At 38.3% G+C, this 17,030-nt stretch carries 15 protein-coding genes, 3 tRNA genes and 1 pseudogene; 5 read left to right on the plus strand and 14 right to left on the minus strand.

All coding sequences use genetic code 11. The features are described from left to right. From EAE91_RS02570 to tssI, 8 genes and pseudogenes are all read right to left on the minus strand, one after another. On the minus strand, nt 1-692 hold a 692-nt coding region (locus EAE91_RS02570), incomplete at its 3' end, for an immunity 52 family protein (RefSeq protein ID WP_214087127.1). Between the two features lie 66 nt (nt 693-758). Continuing rightward, the gene (locus tag EAE91_RS02575) at nt 759-1,484 is read right to left on the minus strand and encodes an immunity 52 family protein (RefSeq protein WP_214087128.1); all 726 of its coding nucleotides are present in this window, start codon (nt 1,482-1,484) and stop codon (nt 759-761) included. Between the two features lie 126 nt (nt 1,485-1,610). Continuing rightward, nucleotides 1,611-2,345, minus strand: a complete 735-nt coding sequence (locus EAE91_RS02580; RefSeq protein WP_214087129.1) for an Imm52 family immunity protein — start codon at nt 2,343-2,345, stop codon at nt 1,611-1,613. A gap of 149 nt (nt 2,346-2,494) precedes the next feature. Further along, nucleotides 2,495-3,250 carry an immunity 52 family protein gene (locus tag EAE91_RS02585; RefSeq protein WP_214087130.1) on the minus strand — a complete coding sequence of 252 codons (756 nt, stop codon included), beginning with the start codon at nt 3,248-3,250 and terminating at the stop codon, nt 2,495-2,497. 31 nt (nt 3,251-3,281) lie between these two features. Further along, on the minus strand, nt 3,282-3,914 hold the full coding sequence (locus EAE91_RS02590) for a restriction endonuclease fold toxin 5 domain-containing protein (RefSeq protein ID WP_214087131.1): 633 nt from the start codon (nt 3,912-3,914) through the stop codon (nt 3,282-3,284). Between the two features lies 1 nt (nt 3,915). Continuing rightward, nucleotides 3,916-4,260, minus strand: coding sequence for a hypothetical protein (locus tag EAE91_RS02595; protein WP_214087132.1), 345 nt, complete (start codon nt 4,258-4,260; stop codon nt 3,916-3,918). A gap of 2 nt (nt 4,261-4,262) precedes the next feature. Then, nucleotides 4,263-4,754, minus strand: a complete 492-nt coding sequence (locus tag EAE91_RS02600) for a DUF4123 domain-containing protein (RefSeq protein ID WP_214087133.1) — start codon at nt 4,752-4,754, stop codon at nt 4,263-4,265. Continuing rightward, a pseudogene (gene tssI / locus EAE91_RS02605) lies at nt 4,751-5,917 on the minus strand (type VI secretion system tip protein TssI/VgrG); the annotation flags it as partial. The pseudogene tssI and the gene EAE91_RS02600, both read right to left, overlap by 4 nt. Here tssI and EAE91_RS02610 point away from each other — a divergent pair. Continuing rightward, nucleotides 5,817-6,047, plus strand: coding sequence for a hypothetical protein (locus tag EAE91_RS02610; protein ID WP_214087134.1), 231 nt, complete (start codon nt 5,817-5,819; stop codon nt 6,045-6,047). The pseudogene tssI and the gene EAE91_RS02610 overlap by 101 nt on opposite strands. Here EAE91_RS02610 and mscM read toward each other — a convergent pair. The 3 genes from mscM to rsgA all read right to left on the minus strand — a co-directional run bounded on the left by mscM (nt 6,009) and on the right by rsgA (nt 11,393). After that, a complete protein-coding gene (gene mscM / locus EAE91_RS02615; RefSeq protein WP_214087135.1) occupies nt 6,009-9,344 on the minus strand; it encodes a miniconductance mechanosensitive channel MscM in 3,336 nt (1,111 codons plus the stop codon). The genes EAE91_RS02610 and mscM overlap by 39 nt on opposite strands. Nucleotides 9,345-9,370: 26 nt before the next feature. After that, entirely contained in the window at nt 9,371-10,264 is an 894-nt protein-coding gene (gene asd / locus EAE91_RS02620; protein WP_214087136.1) for an archaetidylserine decarboxylase, read from the minus strand. Nucleotides 10,265-10,337: 73 nt separating this feature from the next. Next, nucleotides 10,338-11,393, minus strand: coding sequence for a small ribosomal subunit biogenesis GTPase RsgA (gene rsgA, locus EAE91_RS02625; RefSeq protein WP_214087137.1), 1,056 nt, complete (start codon nt 11,391-11,393; stop codon nt 10,338-10,340). Between the two features lie 219 nt (nt 11,394-11,612). Between rsgA and orn the strand changes: the two genes are divergently transcribed. The 4 genes from orn (at nt 11,613) to EAE91_RS02645 (ending at nt 12,711) form a co-directional block, all read left to right on the plus strand. Next, a complete protein-coding gene (gene orn, locus EAE91_RS02630; protein ID WP_040151115.1) occupies nt 11,613-12,158 on the plus strand; it encodes an oligoribonuclease in 546 nt (181 codons plus the stop codon). Nucleotides 12,159-12,363: 205 nt separating this feature from the next. Beyond that, a tRNA-Gly gene (locus tag EAE91_RS02635) sits at nt 12,364-12,439 on the plus strand. Nucleotides 12,440-12,494: 55 nt separating this feature from the next. Continuing rightward, nucleotides 12,495-12,570, plus strand: a tRNA-Gly gene (locus EAE91_RS02640). A 65-nt stretch (nt 12,571-12,635) separates the two neighbouring features. After that, a tRNA-Gly gene (locus EAE91_RS02645) sits at nt 12,636-12,711 on the plus strand. Nucleotides 12,712-13,177: 466 nt separating this feature from the next. Here EAE91_RS02645 and EAE91_RS02650 read toward each other — a convergent pair. The 3 genes from EAE91_RS02650 to EAE91_RS02660 are packed head-to-tail and all read right to left on the minus strand — an operon-like array spanning nt 13,178 to nt 16,948. Then, nucleotides 13,178-14,779: a UvrD-helicase domain-containing protein gene (locus EAE91_RS02650; protein WP_214087266.1), complete on the minus strand. Its 1,602-nt coding sequence runs from the start codon at nt 14,777-14,779 to the stop codon at nt 13,178-13,180. Further along, the gene (locus tag EAE91_RS02655; RefSeq protein ID WP_214087138.1) at nt 14,776-14,964 is read right to left on the minus strand and encodes a hypothetical protein; all 189 of its coding nucleotides are present in this window, start codon (nt 14,962-14,964) and stop codon (nt 14,776-14,778) included. The genes EAE91_RS02650 and EAE91_RS02655 overlap by 4 nt, the downstream gene beginning before the upstream one ends. Continuing rightward, complete coding sequence (locus tag EAE91_RS02660; RefSeq protein ID WP_214087139.1) at nt 14,951-16,948, minus strand: ATP-dependent nuclease; 1,998 nt, start codon at nt 16,946-16,948, stop codon at nt 14,951-14,953. Before EAE91_RS02660 ends, EAE91_RS02655 begins: the two co-directional genes overlap by 14 nt. Nucleotides 16,949-17,030: the final 82 nt, after the last annotated feature.

The raw sequence follows: 17,030 nt of genomic DNA on the forward strand, positions 1-17,030 counted from the left end.
AAATCCCGCAAGCAGATTTCAATATCATTGGCTTTATTAATATGCTCTTGGTTTTCGATGTCAAAAATATCTTTTGTCGTAATAATCAATGGACCTTTTTTGTCATTTTTATCAGAAACAGGTATTATTTCTTCCGCCATTGGAATTAAAGTTGGGTCTATTTCTATTGGTAAATAGAGCATCCAGCCGGCACTTAAACGATCTGGGAAGACTTGTTTTCTTTTTATTCTATATGCATTGTTTTCTACCATAATATAAGGCGAATTATGAGTGGAAATCAGAAAGTTAATAAAGTTGATTAATCGTGATAACTGAAATTCATTTTCTTTAATAGATATATGAAAATCTATTTGGGTTTGTCCTAACCGATCTCGACGATAATTCATATAACAAATTGAACATGAGTGGTCATCATCTTCACCATCCCAAATCCCTTTAATAACTATAGGATTTTCTTCTGTATAATCTTCTTCGAACTCTTTTATTGCTTCTTTTGTTGCTCCTTGCTGATCAAAAGCAATATGTTGTAAAGATTCTTGACGAGTATCTCCTGGTAAATACCAAGTTTTATGGCGTCCAAAAAATATATCTACTTGTTGTGTAATTTTATATAAATCGGTAAGAACTATTGTTGGAGTTAATGGTTCTTTCCAATCTGTATATAATTTCATATTTAGTGATAACGTAGTCATTTATTTTCACCCTTGCTTAAATGTTAGTTAGGTCGTTTAATTGGATAACTGCTTTGCTTGCCATAGTTATATCTCTGTTATCAGAGGTAATATTTGTAGATCCCGCAAGCAGATTTCAATATCATTGGCTTTATTAATATGCTCTTGGTTTTCGATGTCAAAAATATCTTTTGTCGTAATAATCAATGGACCTTTTTTGTCATTTTTATCAGAAACAGGTATTATTTCTTCTGCCATTGGGACTAAAGTCGGGTCTATTTCTATTGGTAAATAGAGCATCCAGCCGGCACTTAAACGATCTGGAAAGACCTGTTTTCTTTTTATTCTATAATTATTAGTTTCTACCATAATATAAGGTGAATTATGGCTAAAAACCAGAAAATTGATAAAATCAATCAACTTAAGAAAGTGAAACTCTTTTTCTTTAATGGATATATTAATCTCTATTTTTGTTTGGCCTTGTCTTTCAACATGATAATTAAAGTAACTAATTGAACATGCTTGCCCATCCTCACCTCCATCCCAGACACCTGATATAACTGTAGGATCTTCTTCTGTATAATTTTCTTTAAAGTCGCTTATACATTCGTCTGTTATTCCTCTATCATCAAACGCTATCCGAGTTAATGCTTCTTCGCGGCTATTTCCGCCTAAGTACCATATTTTAGAGTATCCAAAGAAGATATCTTCTAATTGTTTTACGATTTTATAGGTATCATTAACTGCAATATCTGGAGTTAATGGATTTTTCCAATCTGTATATATTTCTATATCTAAAGATAAAGTAGTCATTAATTTTTCCTATTAGAAATTACTTGGTTAACAAGGGGGTGTGAAATACTTTAATATTGGAATAAATAGATGATTTTTCTAAATAGGTTAAGTCGTTTAAACGGATTACAGCTCTGTTTATCATATTTATAACTCTGTCATCAATGGTAATATTTGTAGGTCCCGCAAGCAGGTTTCAATATCATTGGCTTTATTAATATGCTCTTGGTTTTCAATATCAAAGATATATTTTGTCGTAATAATCAATGAGCCTTTTTTGTCATTTTTATCAGAAATAGATATTATTTTTTCCGCCATTGGGACTAAAGTCGGATCTATTTCAATTGGTAAGTAGAGCATCCAACCGGCATAAACCCTATCTGGAAAAACTTGTTTTTGTTTTAGCGAGTAACCTCTTATATCTACTAAAACAAATGGAGATTTACAATTAGATATTAAATTTTTAATGAATACTATGAATTTCTCAAAGCTAACATCTTCTTTTTTAAGACTAATGTTAATTGATATATTGGTTTTCCCTAACCGAATAGGATTATTATAAATTTCATCTTCGCTTGTATATAAAATACTATTATTGTCTTCATCATTTCCATCTGATAAAAATTTAACAATAAGTTTAGACTTTTCATCAAAAGTTGCTTCAAAATGTTTTAATGCGTACTCAGTAGGTCCATTTTCATCAAATGCTCGGTACAACAATCTCTCTTCTAAAGAATTCTCAGGTAAATGCCAACCACTTTGCTTATTTGATAATTTATTTACTTGTTGCACCACCGGATATAAATCATTCAATGCCTCTTTAGGTGTTATGCTCTCGTTTAGATCGTGAAATAGCTCTATTCTTGGGTATATTATTGTCATATCTTTACCTTTTTACGCAAAATTAATATAATCAAAAAACTATCAAATCACAGTATTAAATAATTTAATGTTATTAAATTTAGTAAATGCTCTAGAGAAATACGCATAAATTAGGTCGTTTAATCGGATTACGGCTCTGTTTGTCATATTTATAACTCTGTCATCAATGGTAGTATTTGTAAATCCCGTAAACATATTTCAATATCATTGGCTTTATTGATATGCTCCTGGTTTTCAATATCAAAAATATCTTTTGTCGTAATAATCAATGAGCCTTTTTTGTCATTTTTATCAGAAATAGATATTATTTCTTCTGCCATTGGAACTAAAGTCGGATCTATTTCAATTGGTAAGTAGAGCATCCAACCTGCACTTATTCTGTCTGGGAAAATTTGTTTTTGATTTAATCTATAGCCTCTAGTATCTATCATAATAAATGGAGAATATCTATGAGAAACTAAATGTTTAATAAAATCGATAAAGTTTTTAGTGTTGAATTTTTCTTTTTCAAGTGCAAGGTTAATAGATATATTAGTTTTCCCCAATCTATTATGGTTGGAATGAATATCATCTTGGCCAATATATGTAATATTATTTTCTAATTTTCCACTTTCAGAGTTATCAATTATAGGATTATCAAATAGTGACACTATAATAGATCTTCCGCCATCCTCATAAATTCCCCTGAATTCTTTTAAAGCATACTCAGTAATGCCATTTTCATTAAATACGTTATTTTCTCTAATTTCTTCTTCACTATATCTAGGTAAATGCCAACCACTTGAATTATTACTGAGGTTATTGATGTGGTTCATTAACTGATACGTATCGGCCAACGCTAATTCCGGTGTGATGGCTTCTCTAAGATCATAAAATAATTTTATTCTTGGGTGTATAATGAACATATTTCAATTCTCCTATAAGTTATTCTGGTTATTAAGACATCATAGTATTAAAAGTTTTAATATTGAGATATGGAGAAAAAGCCTCTTTAAAATATGAATAAGATACAGGTTGTAGAAAATGCCAGTGAGATTTTGGAATGTTATTTAATGCGATACATACTTCGTTTTGTTTTCTGGCTTGCTTCAACATACTATCGTATCCAGATAGTTTTTTCTTACCTAACTTTACCTTACGATAAAAACCATTAGGTTCCCCATTTTTAAAAAATTGATCGTAATTCGCCTTAGCTTCAAGAAATAAGCATTGTGCAGGTTTCCAACCATCAAAATTTGTATCCATGCATAACCAAGTTTCAATTAGGTTTAATTCAGGATTGTATATTGTCCCGGCAATTTTTGTTTGGTAGGCAATGGTTATTTCTGAATACGATGTGGTTTTTTCCCAAACCATCGTAACGTTGCCAATTGCCGGACATTTCTCACATTCGGTACGGGACGAAGCAATTGTTTGTGTATCCGCTTTTGCCTTGTCTTGTTCACCTTCTTTATCTTTGGTGCTTTCCATCACACCAACGGCGGCTAATCCTGTTGCACAAGCAGCCAGTGTCCATTCAGCCGCAGCTAAAAGAGCAGGAGCCGCTGGCGCAAGAAGTGGTAATGGCATGTCAATTTCTCCTTTTCAATAAATTATCCATAACCCGCAAATAATCACGGTATTGTTGTTCCGGGTTATCTCCGGTGTTCAACATATTTTGGATTGCTGGCGAGCCGTGAAAATCACGGTTAAACGCAACGAAATATAAATAAGAGCGGATCAATGCTTCATCCTTGAACCCCATCTCAACCAAGTCCAGATAAGCCTTCTTTAATCGTTCGTGCAGGCTATGTTCGCTTTCATTTTCGACTAACCCACTGTGCTCAGCCAGAATACGTTGTCGGATCTGGGTCACATAAGCCTCATCTTCCGCATCAATAAATTTAGCGACCTGCTCCTTGCTGAGTTTTATCATCGTTAGGCCCCTTTTACGAAATGATCATTATTATCAAAAGAATACACCCACTCATGAATACCGTCAGTGAGTGCCGACAATTGCTCTGGGCTGAAAATATCCCGGATTTGATGCAAGATGCGGGGATCGTAAAAACGCAGCAATGCTGTTTCCCCCGTTTCCAGCTCAACATTCAGGTAGTTTTCAAGGTGACGGGTTAGTTTGTCCAAAGATAGCGTGGTGTGTAGCCAGGACACCGAAGGTGCAACCTTTTCCAGCGCAGATAACTTTTCTTCCCATGATTTCGCATAAGCCATATCAAACAACCACGGCCCCGCGAACGCAATTTTGGCATCCGGGTATTGCCGGAACAGGGGATTATTCGTGCCGACGATATACTTAATCTCCTCAGCAAAATGACGTTCATACTGTAGGCCGCTGACTAAGGCATACCATTTCATTTCGGGATGTATTTCTCTGTATTCACTCCATTTTTTCTGTAATTCCGGTGTCATGACTGCCCCCTGATAACCATTGCCGTGCCATCCTGTTCTGCTTTCAGCAGACAGGTCAGACAGATTTCTTTCAACGGCACCGTCAGGGCTTTTTCTGCCTGTATGACACTTGTCTGTTTCAGTTTATCCAGCCTATCCGGTAGCTTGCCACCCCAACCTGAGCCGCTGCCGGGTGCTCCACTGCCAAAGTTAATACTCGCACTGCTGGTAATACCGCCAGCATCGATTTTAAGGAAGTGCCCGGCGGCCTGTAGGGTCAGTTCACTGCCGGCATCAATCACGACTTTAGCACCGGAACTTAGGTGAATTTCATTACCGCTTTGAGTTAACAGGGCGTCATCTGCTTTGATATGGAGTTTTTGCCCCGTAGATAGGGAAATGTCATTTCCCGTCTGTACGCGGTATTCATTATCAATGCGTAAATGGGCATCATGTTTAATATGATGTGTCCGGTTATGCCCAATATTATGGGTTTCATCATTCAGAACCTGCGTATTCATATCCCGTTGAGCATGAATAAACACTTCTTCACTGCCGTTTGCGTCCTCAAAACGTAATTCGTTAAAGCCGTTACCTTTATGCGTCTTGGTTCTGAACGTGGTGCGCGTCTTTTCCGCGGGTAAATTCAACGGCGGGCGGTTAAGGCCGTTGTAAGTACATCCGGTAATAATAGGCCGGTCAATATCGCCGTTGAGATAGGAGATAATCACTTCCTGACCTACTCGCGGTGTTGCCAGAAAACCAAATCCGTTGCCATTCCACCCTTGTGCAACCCGCACCCAGCAAGAAGCTTGGTCGTCAGGCGCATCATAACGGTTCCAGTGAAAATGAACGCGAACCGCGCCATCTTTGTTGACGTAAATTTCTTCAGTGCCGGGCCCGACAACCGTTGCAACTTCGTCGCCGTCGGCCAATGGTTTATAGCGGTATGGCGGACGCCAATCGTTGCGGCCTGGAATGAACTGGGTGTGTGAATTCAGGGTAGTGCCGGTTCCGTTATCGCCTAAAACGGCGGGGACATGCCCGGTATGTTGGGAAGAGACGACTTGCCAGCGGTCATTCATGGCGTCAATCGGGTGGTTGGTCAATGTAAAGATTCTGCCGGGCATTAACCGAATACAATTACTGTCCGCTTGCCCTGATTTGCTATCAACACGCAAAGCCTATTTCAAGCATAGGATGGCGGTAAAAGGCCATATTCTGCTTGAAATAGGGGGAGTTGATTCAAGTACGGGTGCTCAGTGCTTCATTGTCTTACAAACTACCCGGTTGACGTGGCGGATTGCGGCCTGACATATTGGTCGTCGCGCTGCGGATATTTTGACCCATTATATCAATGCTAGCCTGAAATGGTGGGAATGGCAGCGTAATGCCATGCTTATGAAATTCTTGCAGAATAAGCTGGTGTACTTCATGGCGAACAGGCATGCGATGCCCCATTTCAGCGGCATAAATACGTAATTCAAATATCTGAATACCGTGTTGAAGATCAACCAGATAGGCTTCGGGTGCCGGGTTATCAAGGATAAGAGTGCTGCGTTTAGCGGCGGTTAACAGGATTTGGGTGACCTCTTCACAGCTAGCTTCTGCCGGTGCAGGAATTGTCAGTACAACACGAGTGATGGTGTCAGATAATGACCAGTTAATAAACTGTTCAGTAATAAAGGCTTTGTTAGGAACAATGATCTCTTTTCTGTCCCAGTCTGACAGGGTTGTTGCTCGGGTATTGATCTTGGTGATGCTGCCGGTCAGGTTGCGAATAGTCACGGTATCGCCGATACGGATCGGTTTTTCAAACAGTATCATCAGGCCGGAAACAATATTGGCGAAGATTTCCTGTAAGCCAAAGCCTAATCCAACCCCTAGCGCAGCAACAAGCCATTGTAATTTTGACCATTCAATACCAATCAGAGAGAAACCCACTAGACCACCAATCAAAGTAATGGTGTATTTGGTGAGTGTGGTGATGGCAAAGCCGGTACCGGGTGTAAGTTCCAAATGCTGTAGTAAGGCCAACTCAAGTAGTGCGGGTAGGTTACGTACCAGTTGAGTGGTGACAATAATCACCAAGATAGCAATCAAGACAGAACCTACGGTGATGGGTTGAACAGTCTCTACATTGTTTATTGTCGTGGTGACATCCCACAGTCGAATATTTTCTAGAAACGAGAAGGCGGAATGAAGTTCTGACCAGAGCCAAATGAGTGAAACCAAGGCAAGCAGAGTCAGAATTGAACGGACCAATCCCAATGACTGAGCGCTGATGGCATCCAGATCAATAATGGGTTCCTCAACTTCAATGGCACCTTCGATACTGCTTGAACTCGTTGAGTCATCCTCGCTTTTGGCCCGTTGAGCCAGAATTTCTGCTCGCCGTTGTTTGGCCCGGTCAAAGGCGATCCGGCGTCGCTGAATCAGCATCCAACGACGGATAATATGGTAAATAACTAGCAGGAAGAACCAGATAGCAACGGAAGTTTCTAAACGCCCTAGCAATGCTTGTGATGTGCTGAAATATCCCAGTATGGAAGCTAGCGCGGCGACTATCGGCGCAGAGAGTAAAATCCACCAGAGAGCGGTATTGATAACATTTTCACCGTAGCCATGTTTATCCAGATAGAGCGGGATTTTTGCCCGTTTCAGGCTATGAGTGATCAGGCTTAAGGAGACGCACAGGATGAGAAAGCAGAGTCTGCCGAGTGTGGAAGCAAATTCTCGATCACTGTAATGTTCAAAAGTTATCAATGCCATGACCAACGGCACAATGGCGAAGATAGATAGCTGATAGAATCGTAAAGCCCGTTTGACGCGTTCTTCCGGCCAACGGAAATGGGCAATGAATAATCCATTTGGATGGGCGAAGGTGGCGCTTAGCATGAAGATCCATAGTACGGGCGTCGTAGCGCTGACGCCATAACCGATAGCCGTCGCCATAGGGTACTGCCAGGCGCTTTGTAATCCATAGCCAATTGCGGACCAGAGCATTGGCAAAGGTAACGCGACCACAACCGACCAGAATACGGTACGTAAAGTGAGGGAAAAGTGATCATAGGTGACTTTGCCGATACGGTTACTCGCGCGTTCAAGGAATGCGTGATAATGGCGGAGAGAGCCGATGCTGAATATAACCAGGAATAGTGTACCAAACAGATACAGCAGCGTATCCTGAGTGGTCAGCATGACGATCAGGGCACCGCTTAACTGGGAGAAAGTATCCAGTGATAATAGACGAGTCAGATCCTGTACAACATTGATTGGGTAATTGAGCGAAACGGGATTAACATCCGCGACCCAGAATAGATAACGGTGTGTGGCTTCTTTAACTTCTGTTAGCGCATCATTTAGCTGACTGGTAGCGACTTTCAGTTTGGTCAATTCAAGGATTTCACTGTCATAGCCAGATAATAATGAATTGAGTAATTCTTTGCGGGTGCGGGTAAGAGAATCATAAATCCGCTCTTGTTCGGCAGTTAACGCAACGTTGCTTTGCTGTACGGGTTTTGTGTCTTTTTGTAACTGATCCAGCATGTCTTCGTATTTCAGGCGATCAACCCTGAATTTGACAATATTCCGATCAAGTTGCTGTGGTTTAGACATGTCAGGCAAGCGGGCAAGTTGAGTTTGGAGCGCTTCTCCAAGCGTTGTGGAACCACCGAGCCATTGTGCTTGTTCACGAATGGTATTCAATGCTTGCCGGACCTGAATGATATCACTGGCCGCTTGTCGCTGCTTTGAGCCGATGATATTCATTCGCTGTGCTTGCTGATTTAATTCCTGAGATAAATTCCGGTTCAGTTGTAATTCATCAAGCAGAAATTTTGGTAGCTGATCACTCTGTTCCGCCAGCATCTCGGTATGTTCTAAGGCTAATTCTGCTTTTTGCTGGCGTTGTGCGTTAAGTTGGCTGCGAAGTTGTTGCAGCTCAAGATCAAGTCGATGATAGCGCTTTTTGAACAGTTCAACCCGCATACGGGAAATTTCCTGCCGATTGTTAGCGGAAAGTTGAGCTATTTCCAGTTCATTGACTGTTGCTTTGTGGGCATTGACTTCGGCTTGAGCTAAGGCAAATTGAGCTTCTGCTAATGGAGTGGATGGTGTTCCTAACGATTGCAGGCGAGAGGATGCATCAGTTAGCAGGCGTCGCGCTTCTGATTGTTGTTGCGGTAATAGTACGAGAGAATCGCTGATTTCCCGTCCTTTGTCCTGCTCTTGCTGTAATTGTCCCGCTTGTTCTAGCAACCGACTGCTGACTTGAATGATCTGTTGCTCAATGTTTGCAATGGGTTGGTTAGCAGGAATTGGACGGGGAGTATCACTTTCAGAGAGTAATTTTTGACGAAGTTCTTTCGTGATTTTAGGAAAATCATCAATGGCAGTCTGATATTTCTGTGTTCTGTCATTAGCAGATTTAGTATCAGCAATCCAATTGAGAGCGCCTTGTAACGCCTGAGCAACTTCTGCATCCTGCGGGTTTTTGCTGGATTCGATTTGTTTCAGTTCTTGTTTGAGCTGGTTCTCATCAAGCGGAATCGCAGCAAAAACCGGGCTAATAATGATCAGGCTAAGCAGTAAGCTGATAATCAGGCGCACGATAAAGGGCTCTCCTCGGAAAGGGGTTAGCTTATGTTGTCAGTAGGTTCTTCGGACAAAATAGCTTGGGCTAACAGTTCACCCATGCGGGTGGTTGAGCCACTGCTTAAATGCCCGGCTAACTGTATCTGATTTGGTGCAAACAGGTTAATGACGGTAGAACCCAATTTGAAACGCCCCATTTCTTCACCTTTCTTGAAAGAAATTGCGCCAGTTGCACCGGCTTCGGGGTAAGTCCAACGTTTGATAATGCCTTCCCGTGGTGGTGTAACCGTACCACACCAAGCCATTTCAATACTGCCGACGATAGTTGCACCAACCAGAATCTGTATCATTGGCCCAAATTGAGTATCAAACAGACAGATAACTCTTTCATTACGAGCGAACAGATTTGGCACATTGGCGGCAGTCAATGGATTGACAGAGAATAGATCTCCAGGGACATAGATCATCTCTTTCAGTAATCCATCGCAAGGCATATGTACACGGTGATAATCTTTAGGTGATAAGTAAGTCGTTACAAACTGCCCATCACGGAATATCTCTGCCAATTGATGATTACCGGCGAGTAGAGCTTCAAGCGTGTAGTGATGTCCTTTGGCTTGAAGGAGCTGGTATGTTCGGATATTGCCTAACTGACTGATAGTACCATCAGCAGGTAGCGCTAATTGGTGTTCATTGCTGACAATTGGGCGAATATCATCTTTTAATGGGCGGATAAAGAACTCATTAAATGTGGTGTATGCTGAGAACTCGGGCGCTTTCGCTTCATTCATATTCACTTTATAAACACGGGCAAACGCCTTGATTGCCAGTTGAGTCAACCAGCCAGCTTTTTTGTTAGCAAACCAGCCTGCAAGGTGAGTTATTCCCTGTTTAGGCAGTAAATAATGCAACCTGATTTTGATGTTATCCAGCACGTCAACCTCTTGGATTCTATTGGCAAAATTAGACAAAAGGGGGTATTGTACCCGTCCTTTCATTTGATGTCAGTTAGCTATCGTGATCTGTAAAAGTTTTGCGTGGTTTAATTTGATCCATACTGTCGAGAATACGGTGATAATTCTCAAAGCGTTCTTGAGTTATTTCGTTATCTTCCACTGCCTTCCGTAACGCACATTCTGGATCGTCCCGATGTTTACAATCACGGAATTTACAACCGCCCAGATAATCACGGAATTCGATAAAACCTTGAGTTATCTGCTCTGGTGTTAAGTGCCACAGGCCAAACTCCCGAACACCGGGAGAATCAATAACATCACCGCCATGTGGAAAATGATAAAGACGGGACGTTGTTGTGGTGTGCTGACCTAAACCGGAAACATCTGAAACCTGATTGACCAGAATCTCTGCTTCATCTTCTGGCAGGAGTGTATTGAGTAAACTTGATTTACCTACACCAGACTGACCGGCAAAAATAGTGATTCGACCTGCGAGCATTTTCGTTAATTCTTCCATACCTTCGCCGGTATGGTTTGAGAGTTTCAATACTCTGTAACCAATGTTGTGGTATGTGGACATGATTTCGTTGACCCATTCACGGCTTTCTTCGTCCAGCAGATCAATTTTATTCAATACGATCAATGGTTCAATGCCCAGTGTTTCACAGGCGACAAGATAGCGATCAATAATATTGAGTGACAGTTCAGGAAGAATCGCTGATACAACCACTATCTGGTTAATATTGGCGGCGATAGGTTTAATACCATCATAATAGTCAGGCCGTGTGAGTACGGAAGTACGCTCGTGAACGGCTTCAACAATACCATTTACTTTAACATCTGCTTGTGTTTGCAGCGCAGGACGCCATACCACCCGATCGCCGGTTACCAATGAGCGGATAGTTCTGCGAATATTACAACGTTGTATAGAACCGTCTTCTGCCTCGACATCAGCATGTTGGCCGAAACGGCTGATAACGAGCCCTTCCTGAGGTTCACCTAACTGGCTATCATCCATTTCAGGTTTATTATCCTGTTTTTTCAGCCTGCGCTGATGATTTGCCTGTACCCGCCGTTGCTGGCCTTTGGATAGTTTATGTTTAGCCACCGAACCTCACTTGTTCCACATTTATACCCGTCATCTTTCAAGTTGCCTCTTTGTTGGCTGCACTCACTCACCCCGGTCACATAGTTACCTATGCTCCCGAGGATTCGCTCTCTTGCCGTCGCGATGCATCTTGAAATCCATAGGGTATATCGCTGTTATTGCTTAAAAGCGCTATGATACACCATTAATAAGAACTATCTCTCCAATCTAGGATATAACATGTCAAAAAGTGAGCACAATCTTATCTGGATAGATCTGGAAATGACGGGCTTAGATCCAGAGCGGGATCGCATTATTGAAATTGCGACAATTGTCACCGATGCAAATCTGAATATCCTGGCGGAAGGGCCAGTCATTGCGGTTCATCAGTCTGATGAACAACTTGCTCTGATGGATAAATGGAATGTGCGCACTCATACGGGCAGTGGGCTGGTTGAACGTGTTAAAGCAAGTAAAATTGATGATCGTGAGGCAGAGAAGGCGACGATTGAATTTTTGGAAAAATGGGTTCCGGCAGGTGCTTCTCCTATTTGTGGTAACAGCGTTAGTCAGGATCGGCGTTTCTTGTTCCGCTATATGCCAGAGTTGGAAGCTTATTTTCATTACCGCTACTTGGATGTCAGTACACTTAAAGAATTAGCCCGTCGCTGGAAGCCGGAAATCCTTGCTGGGTTTAAGAAACAGAATACTCATCAGGCGCTGGATGATATCCGTGAATCAGTTGCTGAGTTAGCCTATTATCGGGAACATTTTATTCAACTGTGAGTCAGAAAGTTTTATTTTCTGTTGGCATGATAACGCCAGCTCGGCGTGGCGATTAATCAATCTGTTCTGGCGTTTAAATCGTCATTTGACCGAAAAGTTTGTTTTTTTGCGTTGAAAGGCTTGCGGGCGCAACGATTTCTCGTATAATGCGCACCCCATACCGATGATGAATTTCATAAGGTATGGATGGCATACTAAAAGGTATGCGGGAATAGCTCAGTTGGTAGAGCACGACCTTGCCAAGGTCGGGGTCGCGAGTTCGAGTCTCGTTTCCCGCTCCAAATTTTGATTTGGAATCAGTATGTTGTTCATGGTTGTTATTAGCCAGTCAGTGACGCGGGAATAGCTCAGTTGGTAGAGCACAACCTTGCCAAGGTTGGGGTCGCGAGTTCGAGTCTCGTTTCCCGCTCCAAGTTTAGATTCGCAATTGATTTCTTGGGATTGATATATTATTTCAGGTGATCACCAGTCAGTAATGCGGGAATAGCTCAGTTGGTAGAGCACGACCTTGCCAAGGTCGGGGTCGCGAGTTCGAGTCTCGTTTCCCGCTCCAATCCTCAGAATTTAGGTAGTCAATAAAGTCTGAAAATGATTTAAAATCAAAGTATTAAAATTTTATTAATCCAAGGATGCCATTCACATCTCCTTAATTACTATGTACTTTAAGTACATCACTTTTCCAAATAAGTATATCGTCATGTTACCTGTACCTATTCTTATACCTCGTCCATGCATTGGCTTTCCTTGCCCGGTTTAGACTCTTGATATTTTCCGATCTACACATTTGAAATATTAAAGATTAGCGAGGTTTATCATTACGAATGAACCACATAGCGTTGAATTAGGGCTTACTGGTAGGGGAAACCCAGAGATGGGTTCTTTAAGTCCCCGTTTAGTAAAAGCTGAATGAACATCCACATGTGCTTTAACTCCTACTAACATGTGGGCTGTTACCTAATACAGCAGAGGGTGTTTATATTATTAGCCTAATAAGTTTGTGAGTATTGAAAACATAAAGGTTACTTATATAAATCCTGAATATTATTTTCACCAAAAAACTCAGCTAATTGATATAAAGCATTAGAAGAAAGCTCTTGAGTAAATAAAAGGGAAAGATTGGTTTTTGCTCTTGAACAAGAAACATAAAATAGGTTTCTATTCTTTTCATAAATATCTTGTTTATCTATAGGTACATTATTTGTCCTAGACCAAATTAAAAAATTATCCCAATTATACTTATTCCAACCTCTGCCTAAAACAATCAGAACATTTTCATACTCTTCTCCTTTGACACCATGTTGTGTACTAAATGGTGTTAAATTATCAATATAATTAAGCGCATTAATCACTTCTTGATAATTAATTACAGACATGTTTTTATATGTTTTTTGATTTGTTGATAATTCTGTTTCATTTAAATCCAATTGTGATTTTATTAAAATATGTGTTTGTTCTAATTCATCTGGCAATTTGGGGAATGGAACAGGTTGATTTATAAGTGTATCTATAACATCAAAAATAGTTTTTTCTCTTGATTCTAATAACAATTGCAAATAGTTATTTAGTTTTTCTTTATCTCTATTGCTTTTCATTGGAGGAGTAAAATAATTATCTTGAATTGCAAACATTTCTCCATATCGTTTATTTTGATATGCTAAACAAACAGGTTCTAGTACACTAGAGAAAAAATTTATAAATTTATTATTCTTTTTTAATAAATCATCTGGATATTTAAAGCACTTTAATAAATTGTGGTAACTACCATATTTAGAAATAATGTTGTTTGTTAACAATAAAATTTTTGTATTTTCTGTATCATCAAAATTCCAATTTAATTTTTCCTTTATCATTTCTAAAGCATTAGTCGCTTCTTGTTCAGGTAAGTCATTAGTCCAATGTCCTCCACCAGTACCATCACGTCTTTTTCCGTTAAAATTATTAGTATGAAAAATATTGATTATTCCAGATCTATTATTATTACCAAATTGTCCTAAGTCTGGCCTTATATTATTTAAAACATTTATAATCAATCCATTGGAACGAAAATTAGATTGTTTGTCGATTTTAGTTATGTATGATGATTTTATTTCACCTATACCATCATCATATATTTTTTGCCATGAATCCCCATAAAAACCTATTGTAGGTGATATGTTATTGTTTTCTATTTCAGATATTAAAGCTTCTACTAAATACTTATTAGTATCCTGATATTCATCAATTAAGATAAAAGGATAGGCAGATCTTAATATAATTCTAAATTTTTCTCTTTTTAAAAGAAGTGTAGAAAAAGAAATAATATCATCATGATGTAAAATAATTAATTTATTCTTAGGGTCAACAATTCTATTTGCCATGATAGTATATTGAATAGAGTAATCTTTTATATTTTCAATACTCCAGGAAGAAGGGAAATTACTATCATTAAAAGTGGCATATTTTGAATCCCAACGTTTTCTCCAATCCGGGGAATTAATAACGTAATGTTTAAGTTCTTTTTGAAAGGGTTGAATTACTGACCAAAAAAAACTATGAATTGTATTGACCAAAACTATAGGGTTAAATTTTATTTTGCTTTCAATATTATCCTTTGATCTATTGGTATATGTTATACATGCTATTTTTTTCCTGTTCTTTTATATTCATTCTCATTATTTTCTATAAGAAATTTTAATGTTTCGATCAGTGCATATGTTTTTCCTGCACCAGCTCCAGCTTCCAATACAAAGGATTCATGTTGAGTTATCTTTTTATAAACTTCTTCTTGAGCCTTTTGAGCTGCAATTTCGGCATCAGTCGTTGTCATGATGAACTCCTTGTTGTTCTAACCAAGTCAGGCCCTCTTTAATATATTTTGGAATATTCCAGTTATCTTTTTTGAATGCATATTCAAAAGCTAAGGCTATTTTTTTCTTACTATTTAAATTCTGTGTTTTATTCCAGATTATTTCTTCTAATTTAACAACATCTGTTTCGTTAATATTTAATAAATCCAAGTTAGCAAGCATTAAGGCAGATTCAAAGCTACGACCACATGGTAAATCCTCTTTTTCTGGAATTTGATAAGTTATTTTTTTATATCCGTTTATTTTCTCTTCTGATTTACATTTAATTAGTGAACTTGGTGAATAACCATTATATTTTAGTTTGGTATTATTTTTAAACCAATTTTTTATACAATAGTTTGAAGTGCTTTTTCCTTTACTGACACAACAAGTTTTTCCGGCAGAATTAATTGAATCCAAATCGGTAATAATTAATGCTGGAATTTGTAAAAAATCTATTAAATTGTAAAAAGTATCTGCATGTACCCCACCAATTTCTAAAGTAGCAATATATTGACTTGAAAGAAAACTTTGTTTTTTTTCTTCTTCAAAAAGTTTGACCAATTTGGGAAATAAAATTCTTTCTGTGCTTCCTTCAACTAAAACTAGTTTGTCGGCAAAAAATAAATCACAAACTGTTAATGTTAAATATTGCCTTAGGAAATCAAGGTTTTTAGATGATTCAGAAAAGAGGCTTAAATCTTTAATAATTGTTTTTCTGTTTATATTTGTATCGTTAACAGATTTAAAATAACGAATGTTTTGAAAATTCTCTTTATTAGCGATATGAGGTGAATGTGTTGTAATTATAAATTGCACAGGCCATTTTTCGTTTTTTAAATATTCTTTCTCTAATTCTTCTTTATAGGAAAACAACATTTTTATAAATGTTTCTTGCATTTGAGGATGAAAATAAGCTTCAGGTTCTTCTATAAAAATAATATTTATATCGGAATGTTTGTCATTAAATTTATGATCTTGTATATATTCAACTAATTTAATGCTGATAAGTAATAAATTTCTCCTACCTAAGCCATTATAATGTTCTGGTAATTTCATTCCACAATTACCCTGCAAGTAATTCATACTTAAGTGAGGGGAAAAATTATTAATATTTAACTGTACGTCAACGGTAATCTCTTCTGTATGATCAGAGCCTAGAAAAGCGATTTTTGGGATCATTTTGTCTATTTCTTGTTGAGAAATTTGAGTTAATTTCCCTTGTGTAATATTAAGTTCTTTTGCTAAAGCACTTTTCGACTTCTCTGATTCGGGTCTTTTAGTTATCAAGGATTTTATGACACTACCAATAGAATCTTTTTCACTGCTTTGATAATCACCTAAAGAACGTTGAGCTGAAATAAAATAACCACATATTAAACTTGATAATTTACTAAAGTCTAATGATCTTATATCTAATTTGTCATTAGGATTAATAGTAACAATGCTCCATGAATAATATTTTTGAATTAATTCAGATAATGAATCTAGAAAAGTAGCCTTAGCTTCTTTATCCTGTTTTGCAATGTTTTTTAGATTGCTTATAAACTCCAGTAAGTTATCAGAACTAGGAATATTATATGAGGCTTTTATTTTTGCTAATGTTGTTTCTGCCTCAATATCAATAAGAAAAGGTAACAAAGAAACAGGATAGTCATCTTGGTTATCAGAGTAGTCAATCACTAAATCGATAGTAATTTGAGGGAATATAGAAAGAATTCTATCAACAGATATTTCTTTTTGACAGAAAGCTATTTTCTTAAATATTTCGATGCAGCTAATAGAAAAATCACATAAAGTTAATTTTTTAGGTGTTTTATCAGAAAAGACATAGCCTAATAGATGGGTGAAAGAAGTTTTTCCACTATTGTTTCTACCAACAATTAGAGTGATATTTTTCTCTAACTTAATAGAAATGTCCTCCAATAAGCGGAAGTTTTTTATTGCAATTTCCGATAAATACACTATTTTCACTCCTTTATCTATTTTGTCTTACTGATAATCCTATCAACTGCTTTTCGAGTAGTCTCCACAATATTAGCGATAT

The sequence above is a fragment of the Photorhabdus noenieputensis genome (assembly GCF_018448935.1).
Taxonomy (GTDB): domain Bacteria; phylum Pseudomonadota; class Gammaproteobacteria; order Enterobacterales; family Enterobacteriaceae; genus Photorhabdus; species Photorhabdus noenieputensis.

Bases quoted from the DNA above. Each gene is read 5' to 3' on its own strand.
- EAE91_RS02575 (WP_214087128.1), bottom strand. From the start codon at position 1,484: ATGACTACTTTATCTTTAGATATAGAAATATATACAGATTGGAAAAAT.
- EAE91_RS02580 (WP_214087129.1), bottom strand. From the start codon at position 2,345: ATGACAATAATATACCCAAGAATAGAGCTATTTCACGATCTAAACGAG.
- EAE91_RS02585 (WP_214087130.1), bottom strand. From the start codon at position 3,250: ATGTTCATTATACACCCAAGAATAAAATTATTTTATGATCTTAGAGAA.
- EAE91_RS02590 (WP_214087131.1), bottom strand. From the start codon at position 3,914: ATGCCATTACCACTTCTTGCGCCAGCGGCTCCTGCTCTTTTAGCTGCG.
- EAE91_RS02595 (WP_214087132.1), bottom strand. From the start codon at position 4,260: ATGATAAAACTCAGCAAGGAGCAGGTCGCTAAATTTATTGATGCGGAA.
- EAE91_RS02600 (WP_214087133.1), bottom strand. From the start codon at position 4,754: ATGACACCGGAATTACAGAAAAAATGGAGTGAATACAGAGAAATACAT.
- EAE91_RS02610 (WP_214087134.1), top strand. From the start codon at position 5,817: ATGGCGTCAATCGGGTGGTTGGTCAATGTAAAGATTCTGCCGGGCATT.
- orn (WP_040151115.1), top strand. From the start codon at position 11,613: ATGTCAAAAAGTGAGCACAATCTTATCTGGATAGATCTGGAAATGACG.
- EAE91_RS02655 (WP_214087138.1), bottom strand. From the start codon at position 14,964: ATGACAACGACTGATGCCGAAATTGCAGCTCAAAAGGCTCAAGAAGAA.